Below are 16,622 nucleotides of genomic sequence, written 5' to 3' on the forward strand. Positions count from 1 at the left end.
CGCGCCGTTGTCGTACGCGAGCCGTACTCTGGGGGCCATGCAGACCTCGTCGGACCGGCACGAGTATCCCGCTCACTGGGAGGCCGACGTGGTGCTGCGCGACGGCGGCACCGCGCGCATCCGCCCCATCACCGTCGATGACGCCGAGCGCCTGGTCAGCTTCTACGAGCAGGTGTCGGACGAGTCGAAGTACTACCGCTTCTTCGCGCCCTACCCGCGTCTGTCCGCCAAGGACGTCCACCGCTTCACGCACCACGACTTCGTGGACCGGGTGGGACTCGCGGCCACCGTCGGCGGCGAGTTCATCGCCACCGTACGCTACGACCGGATCGGCGCCGACGGCACGCCCGCGTCCGCGCCGGCCGACGAGGCCGAGGTCGCCTTCCTCGTCCAGGACGCCCACCAGGGCCGGGGCGTCGCCTCCGCCCTCCTCGAACACATCGGTGCCGTCGCGCGGGAGCGCGGCATCCGCCGGTTCGCGGCCGAGGTGCTGCCCGCCAACACCAAGATGATCAAGGTGTTCACCGACGCCGGGTACACCCAGAAGCGCAGCTTCGAGGACGGTGTCGTCCGCCTGGAGTTCGGCCTCGAACCCACCGACCGCTCCATGGCCGTGCAGCGCGCGCGGGAGCAGCGCGCCGAGGCGCGCTCGGTGCAGCGGCTGCTCGCCCCCGGCTCGGTGGCCGTCGTCGGCGCCGGCCGCACACCCGGCGGCGTGGGCCGCAGTGTCCTCGACAACCTCCGGGACACCGGGTTCACCGGCCGGCTGTACGCCGTGAACAAGGCCTTGGGGGAGGGGGAGAAGGAACTCGCCGGGGTGGCCGCGTTCCGCTCGGTGCGGGACATCGAGGGGCCCGTCGACCTCGCGGTCGTCGCGGTGCCCGCCGAGCGGGTCCCCGAGATCGTCACCGAGTGCGGCGAGCACGGGGTGCAGGGGCTCGTCGTCGTCTCCGCCGGCTACGCCGAGTCGGGCCCCGACGGCCGCGAACGCCAGCGCGCCCTCGTACGGCAGGCGCGCTCGTACGGCATGCGGATCATCGGCCCGAACGCCTTCGGCGTCATCAACACCTCGCCCGACGTGCGACTGAACGCCTCGCTCGCCCCGGAGACGCCCCGCCCCGGCCGGATCGGCCTGTTCGCCCAGTCCGGCGCCATCGGCGTCGCCCTGCTGTCCCGCCTGCACCGGCGCGGCGGCGGTGTCACGGGCGTCACCGGCGTGTCCACCTTCGTGTCGTCCGGCAACCGGGCCGACGTCTCCGGCAACGACGTCCTGCAGTACTGGTACGAGGACCCCGACACCGACGTCGTCCTGATGTACCTGGAGTCCATCGGCAACCCCCGCAAGTTCACCCGCCTCGCCCGGCGCACCGCGGCGGCGAAGCCGCTGGTCGTGGTCCAGGGCGCACGCCATGGAGCCGGGCCCCGGGGGCACGCCGTACGGGCGACCCGGCTGCCCCACGCGACGGTGTCCGCGCTGCTGCGGCAGGCCGGGGTGATCCGCGTGGACACCATCACCGAACTGGTCGACGCGGGCCTGCTGCTCGCCCGCCAGCCCTTGCCGGCCGGGCCCCGGGTGGCGATCCTCGGCAACTCCGAGTCCCTGGGCCTGCTCACCTACGACGCCTGCCTCGCCGAGGGCCTGCGTCCGCATCCCCCGCTTGACCTCACCACCGCCGCCTCGGCGTCGGACTTCCACGCGGCGCTCTCCCGCGCGCTGGCCGACGACACGAGCGACGCGGTCGTCGTGACCGCGATCCCGGCGGTGGGGGAGGGCTCGGTCGGCGACGCGGCCCTGGCCCAGGCCCTGCGCTCGGCCGCCGCCGCGACCCCGTCCAAACCCGTCCTGGTGGTCCACGTGGAACTCGGCGGCCTCGCGGAAGCGTTGTCGGCCGCCACGAGCACGGCCCCGCAGACACCACAGCCACGAGCGGACACACCCCCCGCCCCGACGCCCCGGCCGGACACGGCCGGCACCGCACCGCAGGCCGCGGTGGGCACCTCCGCGAGCGGGGCTCCCCGCGCGGACGGGCCCGCCGCACCACGGACGGGAGCGGCCGGCGGTCCCGGGGCGGCCGGGGGCACGCCCCCGCGGGCCGCCGACGGTACCGCGCCGGGGGCGGCGTCCCAGCCGGGCGTGGATATGGCGTCGCAGGACGCGGCGGACGGTGCCGCGCCACAGGCCCCCGGGCGTGCGGCCTCCGGGGCGGGCGTGGGCGCGCCCTCACCGGACGCGGCCGGTACGGCGCCGGGGGCGGCCTCCGGGGCGGCGTCCCGGTCGGGCGTGGGTACGGCGCCGTCGGCCGCGGCCGGTACCGCGCCGGGGACGGCGGAGGGTGCGGTGCCCCCGGCCGGGGCCCGTCCCGCGGCTGGTTCCCGGACCGTGCCGCCCGCCGGCGGTCGTGCGCCGGACCAGGTGTCCGCCGGGGCCCCGCCCCCCGAGGGCGCCCGCCTCATCCCCGCCTACCCCGCCGCCGAGCGTGCCGTCCGGGCGCTCGCCCAGGCCGTCACGTACGGCCAGTGGCGGCGGGACGCCGCCGACCCCGGCAAGGTGCCGGAGTACGACGACATCGACGAGCGGGGTGCCGCCGCCCTCATCGACGGGCTCCTCTCGCGCGGGCAGGGCCTCACCCTCGGCACCGCCGAGACCTGCGACCTGCTCGGCACCTACGGCATCCACGTCCACCGCGCCCTCCCCGCCCCGGACCCCGGCGCCGCCGCCGAGGCCGCGCGCACCCTCGGCTACCCCGTGGCCCTCAAGGCGACCGCCCCCCACCTGAGGCACCGCGCCGACCTGGGCGGCGTCCGCCTGGACCTGGCCGACGAAGAGCAACTGCGCCGGGCGTACACCGAGTTGACGGAGCTGTTCGGCGCCCCGGAGGAGCTGCGCCCCGTGGTGCAGCGGATGGCCCCGCGCGGTGTCGACACCGTCGTGCGCGCGGTCATCGACCCCGCCGCCGGAGCCGTGCTGTCCTTCGGCCTCGCCGGAGCCCCCTCCCAGCTGCTCGGGGACATGGCGCACCGGCTGATCCCGGTCACCGACCGGGACGCGACCTCGCTGGTGCGGTCGATCCGGACCGCCCCGCTCCTGTTCGGCTGGCGCGGTTCGGCACCGGTCGACACCCCGGCGCTGGAGGAGCTGATGCTGCGGGTGTCGCGGCTGGTCGACGATCATCCGGAGGTCGTCGCGGTCACCCTGGAGCCGGTGGTCGTCGCCCCGCGCGGCGTGAGCGTCCTCGGCGCGTCCGTACGCCTGGCCCCGCCGCCCGCCCGTGACGACCTCGGCCCGCGGACCCTCCCCGCGTACTGACCGGTGCCTCGCAGTCGGCGCTCCCCCGTAGGATGGGCGTCATGGCCAAGACCAGTACGACGACCCAGGGGCTGCGGGCGGCGATCGAGCGCAGCGGCTACTACCCGGCCCTCGTGGCCGAGGCGGTGGAGGCCGCCGTGGGCGGCGAGCCCATCCGGTCGTACCTGGTCCATCAGGAGACGACGTTCGACCAGAACGAGGTGCGGCGGCATGTCACCGTGCTCGTCCTCACCGGCAACCGCTTCATCGTCAGCCACACCGACGAGCAGGCCGCGGACAACACCTCCCCGACGCCGTACGCCACCACGTCCACGGAGTCGGTCAAGCTCGGCCGGATCTCGTCGATCGTGGTCAGCCGTGTGGTCGCCAATCCGGAGTCGTACAAGCCGGGCACGCTGCCGCGCGAGATCGTGCTCACCATCGGCTGGGGCGCCGTCTCCCGCATCGACCTGGAGCCGGCCGCCTGCGGCGACCCCAACTGCGAGGCCGACCACGGCTACACGGGCAGCTCCACGGCCGACGACCTGAGCCTGCGCGTCAGCGAGGCCGGCGACGGCCCGGAGACGGTACGCCAGGCCCTCACCTTCGCGCAGGCCCTGTCCGAGGCGACCGCGGACACCGCCCGCTGATGGTGCAGCCCGCGGTCTGGGACACCCATCCGGAGCCCCTCCCCATCGCCTCCGCCCCCGTGCCCGAGTACGGCACCGGCTCGCTCGCCGACCTGCTGCCCACGCTCGCCGCGGGCCTCGGCGTCCCCGGCGCGACCGCCGGGATCGGGGAGCTCGCCCCCGCCGACCGGAACTGCGTGTTCCTGATCGACGGGCTGGGCTGGGAGCAGCTGAGGGCGCACCCCGAGGAAGCCCCCTTCATGACGTCCCTGCTCGCCGCCTCGCGCGGCGGCACCGGTCGTCCGATCACCGCCGGGTACCCGGCCACGACCGCCACCTCCCTGGCCTCCGTCGGCACCGGCCTGCCGCCGGGCGCGCACGGCCTGCCCGGCTACACCGTGCGCAACCCGGACACCGGCGAGCTGATGAACCAGCTCCGCTGGCAGCCCTGGGCCCCGCCCGGCCCCTGGCAGCCGTACCCCACCGTCTTCGAGCTGGCCCACCGCGCGGGCGTGCACGCCGCGCAGGTCACCTCCCCGGCCTTCGCGAACACCCCGCTGACCAAGGTCGCGCTCAGCGGCGGCAGCTTCCACGGGCGGCTGTCCGGCGAGGAGCGCATGGACGTCGCGGCCGAGCAGCTGGCCGCCGCCGACCGCTCCCTGGTCTACACGTACTACGCCGAGGTCGACGGCGCCGGCCACCGCTACGGTCTCGACTCCGACACCTGGCGCGGCCAGCTCATGTACGTCGACCGCCTGGTCCAGCGCCTGGCCGAACAGCTCCCTGCGCGCAGCGCGCTCTACGTCACCGCCGACCACGGCATGGTCGACATCCCCTTCGACGAGGACCACCGCATCGACTTCGACGAGGACTGGGAACTGAAGGCCGGTGTCGCCCTGCTCGGCGGCGAGGGCCGCGCCCGGCACGTCTACGCCGTACCGGGTGCCGCCGGCGACGTGCTGGCCTGCTGGCGCGAGGTGCTCGGCGAGCAGTTCTGGGTGGCCTCGCGCGACGAGGCGATCGAGGCGGGCTGGTTCGGTCCGGCGGTCGACGAGCGCGTGTACCACCGGATCGGCGACGTGGTCGCCGCCGCGCGGGACGACGTCCTGCTGATCGCCTCCGAGCGGGAGCCCAGGGAGTCGGCGATGGTCGGCAACCACGGTTCGATGACCCCTGCCGAGCAGCTGGTCCCCCTGCTCGAAGTACGCTCCTGAGTCTCCGCCCGCACTCCCTGACCGACCCCTTGCCGAAAGGTGCCCGACCTCCCATGCCCGAGCTGGTGTTCTTCTCCGGAACGATGGACTGCGGGAAGTCGACGCTGGCCCTCCAGATCGAGCACAACCGTTCGGCACGCGGCCTGACCGGCATGATCTTCACCCGCAACGACCGGGCCGGCGAGGGCAAGCTGTCCTCCCGCCTCGGCCTGGTCACCGACGCGGTGGAGGTCGGCGACGGCGCGGACCTGTACGCGTACCTCGTCGACCACCTCTCCCAGGGCCGCCGCGCGGACTACGTGATCGCGGACGAGGCGCAGTTCCTGGCCCCGGAGCAGATCGACCAGCTCGCACGGGTCGTGGACGACCTGGAGCTCGACGTCTACGCCTTCGGCATCACCACCGACTTCCGCTCCAAGCTGTTCCCCGGCTCCCAGCGGCTGGTGGAGCTGGCCGACCGGGTCGAGGTGCTCCAGGTGGAGGCCCTGTGCTGGTGCGGCGCCCGCGCCACGCACAACGCGCGCACGGTCGGCGGGGTCATGGTCGTCGAGGGCGCCCAGGTGGTCGTCGGCGACGTCACCGGCTCCGCGGACGAGGTCGGCTACGAGGTCCTGTGCCGCCGTCACCACCGCCGCCGCATGACGGCCGCGACGGCCCGCGCGGCGGCACTGTCGCCCGACGTGCTGCCGGTCACGTCGGGCTGACCGGGCGGCCGCGGGGCACCGCGGGTTCGCGTTCCTGGTCGGCATCCGGTCCGGCCCCGACCCGGACACCGGGGCCGGGCCCGTGGTCGCGCCGGCTCCGGGACGCTGACGCCTGCCGTGTCGGACCGTGGACGGGCCCGTCGCCGTACGACGCTCCGCTGCCGGTCAGGAGGACATCGCGCCGACGCGCTCGGCGTCCGCCCGCGCCTGGCGGAGCCGCCGACCGAGGAGACCGGCAACACGGTCCACGAGCGGTTCGCCGGCCATCGGACCAGTGTCACGAGCGCGTTCGGGAGGGCGTCGTCCCAGGGGCGAGGCCTTGAGCCGGTCGCGTTGTCAGTGCCCCCTGTCATCATCCCGCCATGCTGTACGACACGTTGGTGGCCGAATCCCGTAGGAACGACTCGCTCGACGACGTGAGGTCCGCCGCGCTCGACCGCGTCCGCTGGCTCGTCGACCTCCTGGAGCGTCAGCGGACCGAGTTCCGGATGTCCTTGGGACGCGAGTACGAGCGATTCGCGGCGGCGGGCGCGGCGACCCGGGCCGAGATCGACGGGCGGCTCGCGGCCTGCGCGGACGAGGAGGGCAGGGCCGCGGTCCTGTGCCTGACGCTGGCCGCCTGCTTCGGCGACACGATGTGGGATTACGGCGCCGAGATCGGGTCCCTCACCGCGCGGGTGCGGGGCTGGACGCCCGACGAGGTCGCGGTGATGCTGCTCCGCGCCACCGAGCACGACATGGGCTGGTGGTTCGCCGATTCGCTGGGGTCGGCGCTGGACGCCGCCGACCGGCTCGACGCCGACGGCCGCCGCGCGGTCATGCCCTGGCTGCGGCACGCACACCAGGAGCTCATGGACACCACGGTCGGGGCGAGCACGTGCGCGTCGCTCGCCCAGCGCCTGCGAGCACTGCTCGCGAGCGTGGACCAGGCACACATCCCCGAGGGACTGATCCCCGCCGACGCTCCCTGGGCAGCTCCGCTGGGCGACCGGGCGAAGACCGCACCGACGCCGGAACTGGCATGTTTCGTACGGCACCTGGCCGACCTGTCGGGACCGCGCCCCACACAGAAGTGGCGGCGGACGTGCCTCGAACTCGCGGACGCGGCGTCGGCGCGGGACCTCGTGGCCGACGTCCTACGGGCCCTGGCCGAGGACGATCCGCTGTGCAGCAGGGAGAACGGTGAGTACGCCGACTGGGCCCACGGCGATCACCACTACCACTACGTCGCCCACCAGAACGACGGGGACCTGGCGCGCGGCGTCCTCTGGGCGGCCGCGCTGACCGGCGACCCGGCCGCGGTGCGGCACCTCGGCGCGCTCGCGCTGCGGACCGGCGGTACCGGGACCGGCGTGGTGACGGACCTCAAGCTGGCGGGCGCGGCGGTCAACGCGCTGGCCGAGACCGGCGATCCGGCCTCGCTGGAGGTCCTGTGGCGGCTGCGGTCCCGGATCAGGCACCGGGCGCTGCGCAAGCAGCTCGACACCGCGCTGGTGACGGCGGCGGGGAAGCAGGGCATCACGGCGGAACAGCTCATCGAGCGCAGCGTGCCGGACCACGGCCTGGCGCCGGACGGTTCGCTGGAACGGGAGTGGGACGGACACCGGGTAAGGGTGGCGATCGAGGACGCGAGGAGCGTGCGGCTCACCTTCACACGCCCCGACGGCGGGACGTCCCGCACGGCACCGGCGGCCGTGAAGGACGGCTTCCCGGACGCTCTCAAGGAGTTGAAGGCCCTGGTCAGGGAGGTGCGGGGGACGCTGTCGGGTGAGCGGGCCCGCGTCGAGGCGCTGATGTCGGCCGGGCGCGAGTGGCCGTACGACGAGTGGTGCCGCTACTACCGCGACCATCCGGTCACCGGAACTCTCGTCCGCGGCCTGATCTGGGAGTTCCGGGACGCGGACGGCGAGTGGCGTGCGGTGGCACCGGCGGCCGAGCCGCCCGGCGCGCCCGAACGCGTGCGGTTGTGGCATCCGATCCGGGCGTCGACGCGCGACATCAGGGCGTGGCGGGAGCGGCTCGTCACCGAGCGGCTGCGGCAGCCGTTCAAGCAGGCCTTCCGGGAGATCTACCTGCTCACCCCGGCGGAGGAGGAGACCGGCGGCTACTCCAACCGGTTCGCCGCCCACATCGTCCACTACCGGCAGCTCTACGCGCTGTTCAAGGAACGCGGCTGGCAGGCCAACTTCCTCGGCCGGCACGAAGGCGGTTACGACGGCGAGGCGCGGGCGGAGTTCGGCGACGGCGCGTGGCGGGCCTGCTTCCACCACGAGCCCGCCACCGACGACGGTGGTTACGCGCCCGAACACGCCGCGACGGACCAGGTCCGCTTCGAACGCCGGGACGGCCGGCGCTGGCGGGAGGCTCAGCTGTCCGAGGTGCCCCCGCTGGTGTTCAGCGAGGCGATGCGGGACGTCGACCTCTTCGTCGGCGTGACCTCGATCGCCGCCGATCCCGACTGGACCGACCGGGGCGAGGACCGCTACACCGGGTACTGGCGGACGGCCACGTTCGGTGCGTTGACGGCGAGCGCGGAGGTCCGCCGGGAGGCGCTGGAGCGGATCGTGCCGCGGCTGAGGATCGCCGGCCGGTGCACGCTCGACGGCCGTTTCCTGATCGTCCGCGGGGACCTGGGCACGTACAAGATCCACCTGGGCTCGGCCAACATCCTGATGGAACCGCACGACGCCTACCTGTGCGTCGTCCCGTCACGCGGCAAGGGCGGCGGGAAGGTCTTCCTGCCGTTCGAGGACGAACGGCTCTCCCTGATCCTCAGCAAGGCGTTCCTGCTCGCCGCCGACACCAAGATCACCGACAAGTCCATCCGCAGGCAGATCGAGCGAGGTGCCTGATGGCCACCGTGACGTTCCGGGACGAGACCGCTTCATCGAGCTCGTCGCCCTCGTGGGCGGCTGAGGGACCGGTGGCGCCCCGTGCGCGGACGGCGCGCAGAAGACCTCATTCAAACAAGTGATCGACATCGCGGCCGATCCCGCTATGATCTTCCACGGCAAGGCCGTAGCGCAGAGGTCGTCGCGCCCTAGCATCAAGCTGGAGGACGTCGGTTCGAATCCGACCGGCCTTGCCGCCCTTGTCGTGGAGGAACGTCGATTGGCGTCGGTCCGTCCTGGGCGGGCGGAGGGCGATGCCGCCCTCGGCGAGCCGGGCACCGGCGATGGACCGGTGGAGTGGTGATGACGCAGCCGACACCCGTGCGCTGCCCGGCGATCGAGCACCCGGACATCCCGATCAGTGACCCTGTCGGCCTGGACCCGCTGCTGGCCCGGCTGAGGTCGGACCGGGCGGTGGAGGGCGACGAGACGTTCCCGCTCGGCACCGTGCGCGCGGACGGCCGTGTCGATCTGTGCAAGCAGGGCCTCGGAGCGGCCGGCGCCGCCCGGCTGATGCCCGTCGCCGCCGCGTCGCCGCACGCCCGGCACGTCCTGCTCGGCACCAACGCCATCGGCGACGAAGGGGCGTCGACGGTCGCCCGCGCGCTCGTCGACGGCCACGGCCTGCACACGCTCTACCTCGGCTGCAACCGCATCGGCCCGGAAGGCGCCGCCGCGCTCGCCGGCGTGCTCTCCGCGGACGACACCGTCCGCGCCCTGTGGCTCAAGCGCAACCCGGTGGGCGACGACGGCGCCGTGGCGCTCGCCGCGACGCTCCGCCGCAACACCGCGCTGCGCACCCTCGACCTGGTCAACACCGGTGTCACCACCGAGGGCCTGCGCGCCCTGCTCGACGCCCTCACCGGCCGCCCGCGCCCGGTGGAACGCCTCTTCCTCGGGGGGAACGGCCTGACCGCCGACGCCGCCGGCCTGCTGGCGGCGCTGATCCGGGAGGCGGGCGTGCGCGAGCTGTACCTGCCCGCCAACCACCTCGGCGACGAAGGCGCCGCCGTCCTCGCGGCAGCCGCCGCCGACGCCGGACGGCCGGTACGCCTGGGCCTGGGCGGCAACGGCATCGGCCCCGCCGGCGCTCGCGCCCTCGCCGACGCCCTGGGCGCCATCGAGACGCTCGACCTGGGACGGCCGATGTCCGAGCGGAGCCTCGGCGCCCCCGCCAACGCCACCGGTGACGAAGGCGCCCGCGCCCTGGCCGCCGCCCTCGCGGGCAGCCCGCTGCGCAGGCTGGAGCTGTGCCACACCGGGCTCACCGGGCGCGGCGCGAAGTCCCTGCTGGCGGCCGTGCCGGACGACTCACCGCTGGAGTACGTCGGTCTGGGACCGGGACTGCCCCGGAAGGTGAAGCGCTCCTTCACCCAGCGCCTGCGGCCCATGGCCGGGGCCCACCCCGACCTGCGCGCGATAGGAAGTGTCTACCGGTGAGCCGCCGCCCCGAACTCCCCTGCTTCCCACCGGAGGAGGCGGCGAGTTGGCGACGCATCCGCCGCTACGCCGTGCCCCGGAGGATGATCGAGCGCGCCACCGAACGCCGTACCGCCGGTGACTGGCGGGGCGCGTGCGCGGCGGCCGGCGTGGACGTCGACATCGACCTGCCGGAGGTCGCCGAGCACTGCGGCGACGACGTCGCCGCGGCGCTGGAGGACGACCTGCGCCACCTGGTCCCGGACCTGGTGCGCTGGCACCTGCCCCGGGTGCTGGGCGGCTGGACCACCCTCGACACCGACCGGACCGTGGTCCTCGCCCGCTACCGGCCGGTGCGGGCGGGCGAAGGCCCCCGCACCACGCCGTACCTGCACCTCACCACACCCGCGATGCTGGAGGGCCCGCAGCGGATCACCCTGCGGTTCCGGACGATCACGGACGAGAAGACCGCCGGCGTCTTCGGACGCCCGACCGAGGACTGGCGGTACGCCCGGCACCTGTGGGACGCGCGCCGCACCGCCGGACTGCGCGAGCGGGGCGGCGGCGGTACCGAGCGGCCCGCCTTCTTCCACCCCGACGGCCGGCCGCGCCGTACGGACGAACTGCCCACGGCCGACCCCGGCCCCGCCGACGCGGCGGCCCGGGCCGAGTGGGTCACCCTGCTGCACCAGAAGGGCGAGATCGAGGCGGCCTTCGCCGCCGCCGGGACCGAGCTCGACCTGACACCCCCGACCGGCCCCGGCTGGTACCGGGCCGATCCGGCGGTGCTCATCGGCAGGATCGCGTTCGACCACACCCGCCTGGAGCGGGAGGTCCGCCGGCTGACGGACGAGGGTGTCGGGGACCGCTTCCTCGTCGCCGGCGACTGGCGCACCTGCGTCCTGCTGGAGCCGACGGCCACCGGTCTCGGGGCGAGGGCCGTCGGCCGCGAGGAGGCCAAGGGCGTGCCCTTCCTGGCCGAAGCGCTCTGGCGCAGGCTCCCCGACCTCGACCTGCTGCGCGTCGGCGGGGTCGAACCGGAACATCTGCATCCGCTGGTCCGTGAGGCGCTGTTCCCCGACCTCCGGGTCGCCGACGGGCCCGGCGGCCCGCCGGGCCCCACCGATCCCGCCCCCGTCCGGGTGCGATGCCGGGGCGAATGGCACGAGGTGGGCTTCCGTCCGGGCGGTCCGCTCCGCATGCCGCACAGCGACGAGGAGCAGCAGCGCGAGCGGGCCCTGCGCGCGTTCGGCGGCGCCGTCGCCGGATGCTTCGCCGTCGAGCAGACCTGGGCGTCGGGCAGCGGCCGGCTGCCGAAGGCACTGCGCGCCCAGCGGCAGGACCTGTTCCTGCGCGCCCAGCACGGCGACACCCACGGTGTGCTCCACCTCCTGGACGCCGGTGTGGACCCCCGGGTCCGCGACGCCTCCGGACGCTCACTGCTCCACGTACTGCACCTCCTCGACCACGAACCGCTCCTGCCCCGGCTGCTCGCGGCGGGACTCGACCTGGAGGCCCGGGACCAGCGGGACCGTACTCCGCTGTTCGTGGCGGTCAACGACGGCGGTTCCAGGGCCCTGGTGGAGGCACTCCTCGCCGCCGGCGCCCGGATCGACGTGGAAGACCGGATGGAGCTGTCGCTGGCCCAGGTCATCCGCCGCTACAAGCGGTCCGACCTGGCCTTCCTCCGGAAGCGCGTCCGGGAGGAGCACCCGGGCCTCGGGGCCGACTGGTGGGACGAGTACATGGACCGCAACGAGGAGGAAGCGGACGATCACGAGCCTGTCGAGCCCGAGCCCGAGCCCGACGAGCCCGTCGAGTACAGCAAGGAACCGCCGTTTTGAGCACCGACCCCGCCCCCCGCACCGGACCGGCCCCGCTGGCCGCCGCGGACGACCTCGTCGCCAGGCTGCGCACGCACCGCACCGAACCCGCCGCCAACCCCCAACTGGAGGCACTGGCCCTGGCCGTGACGGCCAACCAGCCCGTCCTCCTGTGGGGCGAACCCGGCATCGGCAAGTCCGCCGGTCTGGAGCAGCTCGCCGCCGGACTCGGCCTCCCGCTGGAGACGGTCATCGCCAGCGTGCACGAGCCGTCGGACTTCGCGGGGCTGCCGATCGTCGGGGACGACCCGGCCACCACCGGCGTGCCGATGGCCCCGCCCGACTGGGCGGTCCGGCTCACCCGCGCCGGACAGGGCCTGCTCTTCTTCGACGAACTGTCCTCCGCGCCCCCGGCCGTGCAGGCGGCGCTGCTGCGGGTCGTCCTCGAACGCCGGGTCGGCAGCCTCGTCCTGCCCGACGCGGTGCGCATCGTCGCCGCCGCCAACCCGCCCTCCAGCGCCGCCGACGGCTGGCACCTCAGCCCGCCGCTCGCCAACCGCTTCGTCCACCTCGACTGGACCCACGACCCGGCCACGGTCGCGCGCGGCATGGCCGGCACCTGGCCGGAGGTGGCCGTCCCCGCGGTCGATCCGGCCAAGGCGCCCGGTGCCGTCGCGCGGGCCCGCGGCGCCGTCTCCGGTTTCCTCACGGCCCGCCCGGGACTGGTCCACCACATCCCCGCCGACGCCGAGAGCCGGGGCCGCTCCTGGCCGTCCCCGCGCACCTGGGAGATGGCGCTGCGGCTGCTCGCCACGGGATACGCGACCGGCGCCGGCCGCGAGGCCACGGCCGCCGCGCTCACCGGCGCCGTCGGGGACGGCGCGGGCATCGAACTGCTGTCGTACCTGGAGCACCTCGACCTGCCCGACCCCGAGCGGGTCCTCGCCGACCCCGACGCGTTCGCCCTGCCCGAGCGCGGCGACCGCCAACTCGCCTTCCTCATCGCGGTCGTCGCCGCCATCCAGAGCGACCTCACCCGGCCCCGCTGGGAGGCCGGCTGGACGGTCCTGGCCAAGGCCGTGGACGCGGGCGTACCGGACGTGGCCGCCCGTGCCGCCACCGACCTCGCGTCGATGCGCCGGCTCGACTGGCCCGTACCCCCCGGCATCGACGGGTTCCTGGACCTGTTGCAGATGTCCGGGGCCCTGCCCGGCGGCCGCTGAGGCACGCGGGCATGACGGACCCCCGCGGCCGCCTGGACACGACCAAACTGCTCGCCGCCCGCTACCGCGCGGCGAGCGACCGCCCCTACCTGGCGTCGGCCCTGTACGCCCTCACCGTCGTGCCGAGCCCCGACGTGCCGACGATGGGCGTGGACCGCCACTGGCGCTGCTACGTGTCACCCGCCTTCGTCGACGCGACCCCCGTGGAGGAACTCGCGGGCGTCTGGATCCACGAGGCGGCGCACCTGCTGCGCGACCACCACGGCCGCGCCGGCCGGCTCCCCGCCGCCGACCAGCGCGACCGGTACCGCGTCAACGTCGCCCAGGACTGCGAGATCAACGACGACCTCCTCACCGACGGCCTGCGCCTGCCCGCCGGACGCGTCGAGCCCCGTCTCTTCGGCCTGCCCGGCGGACAGCTGTTCGAGGTGTATCTGCCGCAACTGCCCGAGCACGTACGGGAACACGACTGCGGATCGGGCGCCCACGGCCGCCCCGTGCCCTGGGAACTCCCCGGATCCGCAGGCCCCGCCGCGCTCGGTGACGTCGAGGCCCAGGCGCTGCGCCGGCACACCGCCCAGGCGATGCGCGCCCACCAGCGTTCCCGGGGCACCCTGCCCGAAGGCTGGCAGCGCTGGGCCGAGGAACTCCTGGAACCCACGGTGGACTGGCGGCAGGCGCTGTCCGGCGCGGTGCGGGAAGCCGCCGCGTGGGCCGGCGGGGCCATCGACTACACCTACCGCCGCCCGTCGCGCCGCACCCCGGCGCTGCGCGGCGTCGTCCTGCCCAGCCTGCGCCGCCCGCTGCCCCGGGTGGCCGTCGTCGTCGACACCTCGGGCTCGATGGGCGACGCGGAACTCGCGGCCGCCCTGGGCGAGGTCACGGGCGTCCTGCGCGAGGTCGGCGTGCGCGGCAACCGCGTCACCGTCCTCGCCTGCGACGCCGACGTGCACGCCGTGTCCCGGGTGACGGCCACCGAACAGATCACCCTCGGCGGCGGGGGCGGCACGGACATGCGCGTCGGCATCGAAGCGGCCCTCGCGGCCCGCGACCGCCCGACCATCGTCATCGTCCTCACCGACGGCTTCACACCGTGGCCCGCCGAAACCCCGTCCTGCCGCCTGATCGCGGCCCTGATCGGCGACGGTGCGCCGCAGCCCCCGGGCTGGGTGGAGACGGTACGGGTCACTGCCTGACGGCGTGGTCAGTCGCCGAGGGTGAACGCGAGGCCGCCCGAACGCAGTTCGTCCTCGGTCTGGGTGAGGCCGCCGCGGTGGGAGACCTCGACCGTGTAGAACTTCGAGCCCGGTGTGATGTCGTCGACCGTGAAGGGGAACTCGCAGCCCAGCTCCGTCTTCCGGCCGAGGCCCAGACCGCCCTTGGCGACGAGGGTCCCGGCGGCGTCGGTGACGCTGACCTGGGCGCCGAAGTCGATGTCGGAGTAGCCGTCCGTTCCGGTACACGGGTCGCCGGAGGCGAGGCCCGCGCCGATCCCGGTGACGGTGAGCGTCCCGTCGGTGCTGAACGACCCTTCCGAGCCGTCGGCCAGCGACACCCCCGCCCAGCACGCCCCCACCACGGCGGCCCCGAGGCCGGCGCCGATCGCGAGGGCGGCGCCGCGCGACAGCCGCGACCAGCGGGAGGCGGACGCGGCCGGCGGGTGGTCGGGCGGGGCGGGGAGCGGCTCGGCGGACGCGGGGGCCGGCTCCTCGGCCGTTCCCCGGCTCGTTCCGGGGGCCGTGGCCGGGGGTGGGGTGTGCGGCTGCTGCTCGGGGGAGGACATCGCGGAACTTCCTTTCGGCACGAGGGCGCGGAGGCGTGAGGGGACGGAGGCGTGGCGGGAGGAGGGCGTGGCGAGCGGATACGGGGCTCAGCCCCGGCCGCGCCGGTACTCGGCCAGCGCCCCGCTCGCCCAGAGCGGCACCAGCCGGGGTATCTCGGCCGCCGAAACCCTGCCGTGCAGGGAGCGCAGGCCGAGCTTGGCCAGGGAGTCGGCGGCCTCGTTGAGCGGGTTGCCGACGTGGGCCTTCTCGTGGACGAAGGTCAGGCCGGGCGTGTACTCGGCGTACATCTGCAGCTTGACGAGGCTGGGCCGGCGGCCCTGCGAACGCAGCCGGGTCTCGTACCCGTCCGGCATCCGGCAGCCGCCGCCTCGCCACTCGTGCAGGAGCTCCAGGGCGTCGAGGCTGTCGACGCGCACCTCGACGGGCCGTCCGGGGTGCGCGGCGAAGATCCGCCGCAGTCCCCAGTACACGGCCCGGAGTTCGGTGACGACGACACGGACGCGGGGTGCGGTGAGGTACCGCGGGTAGGCGTGGGCGCGCAGCCCGGTCTCGCCGGTGGTGGCGAGGTAGCCGGTGCCGACCTTGTCGCCGGTGACGGAGGCGTCCGTGGCGAGGACGATCGGCGTCCGGGAGACGGCCTTGACCACGCCGTCGAAGTGCACTTGCGGACGGCCCTTGAGGGTGGGGCGGGGTGCGTGGGCGAGCGGGGAACGGCGGCCCATCGACGGACCCTCCTGTTCACGTCGGGCGGGTGGCGGGTGGCGGGTGGCGGGTGGCGGGTGGCGGAAGGGGGAAGGGCGGGGCGGGCGGTCCGGTCCCGGCCGCCCGCCCCGTGTCCGCCGCGTCCCCCCACGAGCGCGGCGGCGTGTGCGGCGGCCGGTCAGCCGACCTTGGTCCACTCCTGGCAGCCGTTGGTCTCGAAGTACTCGCCCTTCTTGACCGTCACCCGGCCCTGCCCCTGGAGGTTCGCGTTGGCGATGATCGCGCCGAACTCCCCGGAGGCGTCCTTGGTGCGCGCCCAGTAGCAGTTCTCGATGATGCTGCCCTTGTCGGGCCCGGCGGTCTTGTAGGTGCCGGCCTTCATGTCCTCGCCGACGAGGTACTGGCCGTCGCCCTCGACCGTGGTGGCCGCTCCGGGCTTCTCGGCCGGCTTCGGCGTGACCGTGACCTCTTCGGTGACCGTGACGGCCGGCTCCGGTTCGCCGGCCTCGGCGGGCGCGGTCTCGGTGACGGTGACGGCCGGGGCGGGAGCGGCGGAGTCGTCCTTGCCGCCGGACTCCCCGCCGCCGACGCCCGCGCCGATCACGAGGGCGACGAGCGCGGTCGCGCCGTGGGTGAGCCAGGTCTTGCGGCGCGACGGCTTCGGCCCGGCGGGCACGCCCGCCGGGGGCTGCCCGGCACCGGCCGGCGGAGCGGGCATCGGCGGTACGGCGCCCCAGCTCGGCGCGTTCCCGGAACCGGAGGGGCCAGGGGTGCCGGGCGGTGTCGAGGGCGGGTGGCTCATCGCGGTGGTCCTCCGGTCGGCGTCGTGGCACGTGGTGGTCACAAGGTGCCCGTCGTTCCGGAGGAGCAGGGAGGAGATCACTGATAACCCGTATTATCAGCGGGGTTTCTTCCTGTCTTTCGGTCCAGCTGTAGATTGCCGACGC

Annotated in this window: 13 protein-coding genes; 10 read left to right on the forward strand and 3 right to left on the reverse strand. The window is 74.8% G+C overall.

All coding sequences use genetic code 11. From position 1 onward, the window contains the following. Positions 1–37: 37 nt before the first annotated feature. The 10 genes from ACZ62B_RS18115 to ACZ62B_RS18160 all read left to right on the forward strand — a co-directional run bounded on the left by ACZ62B_RS18115 (position 38) and on the right by ACZ62B_RS18160 (position 14,385). Positions 38–3,307 carry a bifunctional acetate--CoA ligase family protein/GNAT family N-acetyltransferase gene (locus ACZ62B_RS18115; protein ID WP_469691068.1) on the forward strand — a complete coding sequence of 1,090 codons (3,270 nt, stop codon included), beginning with the start codon at positions 38–40 and terminating at the stop codon, positions 3,305–3,307. A 41-nt stretch (positions 3,308–3,348) separates the two neighbouring features. Further along, on the forward strand, positions 3,349–3,936 hold the full coding sequence (locus tag ACZ62B_RS18120; RefSeq protein WP_344566999.1) for a DUF5998 family protein: 588 nt from the start codon (positions 3,349–3,351) through the stop codon (positions 3,934–3,936). Then, positions 3,936–5,129, forward strand: coding sequence for an alkaline phosphatase family protein (locus ACZ62B_RS18125; RefSeq protein WP_344566998.1), 1,194 nt, complete (start codon positions 3,936–3,938; stop codon positions 5,127–5,129). Before ACZ62B_RS18120 ends, ACZ62B_RS18125 begins: the two co-directional genes overlap by 1 nt. 53 nt (positions 5,130–5,182) lie before the next feature. Beyond that, on the forward strand, positions 5,183–5,833 hold the full coding sequence (locus tag ACZ62B_RS18130; protein WP_344566996.1) for a thymidine kinase: 651 nt from the start codon (positions 5,183–5,185) through the stop codon (positions 5,831–5,833). 362 nt (positions 5,834–6,195) lie between these two features. Further along, positions 6,196–8,685, forward strand: coding sequence for a DUF4132 domain-containing protein (locus ACZ62B_RS18135; RefSeq protein ID WP_344566995.1), 2,490 nt, complete (start codon positions 6,196–6,198; stop codon positions 8,683–8,685). Positions 8,686–8,803: 118 nt separating this feature from the next. Beyond that, on the forward strand, positions 8,804–9,028 hold the full coding sequence (locus ACZ62B_RS18140) for a hypothetical protein (RefSeq protein ID WP_344566993.1): 225 nt from the start codon (positions 8,804–8,806) through the stop codon (positions 9,026–9,028). Next, entirely contained in the window at positions 9,028–10,164 is a 1,137-nt protein-coding gene (locus ACZ62B_RS18145; protein WP_344566991.1) for a leucine-rich repeat domain-containing protein, read from the forward strand. The genes ACZ62B_RS18140 and ACZ62B_RS18145 overlap by 1 nt, the downstream gene beginning before the upstream one ends. Beyond that, entirely contained in the window at positions 10,161–11,987 is a 1,827-nt protein-coding gene (locus ACZ62B_RS18150) for an ankyrin repeat domain-containing protein (RefSeq protein WP_469691072.1), read from the forward strand. The genes ACZ62B_RS18145 and ACZ62B_RS18150 overlap by 4 nt, the downstream gene beginning before the upstream one ends. After that, entirely contained in the window at positions 11,984–13,189 is a 1,206-nt protein-coding gene (locus ACZ62B_RS18155; RefSeq protein ID WP_344566987.1) for an AAA family ATPase, read from the forward strand. Before ACZ62B_RS18150 ends, ACZ62B_RS18155 begins: the two co-directional genes overlap by 4 nt. Before the next feature lie 11 nt (positions 13,190–13,200). Next, a complete protein-coding gene (locus ACZ62B_RS18160; protein ID WP_469691074.1) occupies positions 13,201–14,385 on the forward strand; it encodes a vWA domain-containing protein in 1,185 nt (394 codons plus the stop codon). Positions 14,386–14,393: 8 nt separating this feature from the next. On the opposite strand, the gene ACZ62B_RS18165 is transcribed toward ACZ62B_RS18160, so the two are convergent. The 3 genes from ACZ62B_RS18165 to ACZ62B_RS18175 form a co-directional block, all read right to left on the reverse strand. Beyond that, positions 14,394–14,972: a hypothetical protein gene (locus ACZ62B_RS18165; RefSeq protein WP_344566983.1), complete on the reverse strand. Its 579-nt coding sequence runs from the start codon at positions 14,970–14,972 to the stop codon at positions 14,394–14,396. An 87-nt stretch (positions 14,973–15,059) separates the two neighbouring features. Further along, positions 15,060–15,695, reverse strand: coding sequence for a ribonuclease H family protein (locus ACZ62B_RS18170; protein WP_344566981.1), 636 nt, complete (start codon positions 15,693–15,695; stop codon positions 15,060–15,062). Positions 15,696–15,853: 158 nt separating this feature from the next. After that, positions 15,854–16,477, reverse strand: coding sequence for a hypothetical protein (locus ACZ62B_RS18175; protein WP_344566979.1), 624 nt, complete (start codon positions 16,475–16,477; stop codon positions 15,854–15,856). Positions 16,478–16,622: the final 145 nt, after the last annotated feature.

Source organism: Streptomyces sp. NPDC053426 (assembly GCF_055585405.1).

Excerpts from the sequence above, each read along its gene's own strand:
- ACZ62B_RS18115 (WP_469691068.1), top strand. The coding sequence starts at position 38 with ATGCAGACCTCGTCGGACCGGCACGAGTATCCCGCTCACTGGGAGGCC.
- ACZ62B_RS18120 (WP_344566999.1), top strand. The coding sequence starts at position 3,349 with ATGGCCAAGACCAGTACGACGACCCAGGGGCTGCGGGCGGCGATCGAG.
- ACZ62B_RS18125 (WP_344566998.1), top strand. The coding sequence starts at position 3,936 with ATGGTGCAGCCCGCGGTCTGGGACACCCATCCGGAGCCCCTCCCCATC.
- ACZ62B_RS18130 (WP_344566996.1), top strand. The coding sequence starts at position 5,183 with ATGCCCGAGCTGGTGTTCTTCTCCGGAACGATGGACTGCGGGAAGTCG.
- ACZ62B_RS18135 (WP_344566995.1), top strand. The coding sequence starts at position 6,196 with ATGCTGTACGACACGTTGGTGGCCGAATCCCGTAGGAACGACTCGCTC.
- ACZ62B_RS18145 (WP_344566991.1), top strand. The coding sequence starts at position 9,028 with ATGACGCAGCCGACACCCGTGCGCTGCCCGGCGATCGAGCACCCGGAC.
- ACZ62B_RS18160 (WP_469691074.1), top strand. The coding sequence starts at position 13,201 with ATGACGGACCCCCGCGGCCGCCTGGACACGACCAAACTGCTCGCCGCC.
- ACZ62B_RS18165 (WP_344566983.1), bottom strand. The coding sequence starts at position 14,972 with ATGTCCTCCCCCGAGCAGCAGCCGCACACCCCACCCCCGGCCACGGCC.
- ACZ62B_RS18170 (WP_344566981.1), bottom strand. The coding sequence starts at position 15,695 with ATGGGCCGCCGTTCCCCGCTCGCCCACGCACCCCGCCCCACCCTCAAG.
- ACZ62B_RS18175 (WP_344566979.1), bottom strand. The coding sequence starts at position 16,477 with ATGAGCCACCCGCCCTCGACACCGCCCGGCACCCCTGGCCCCTCCGGT.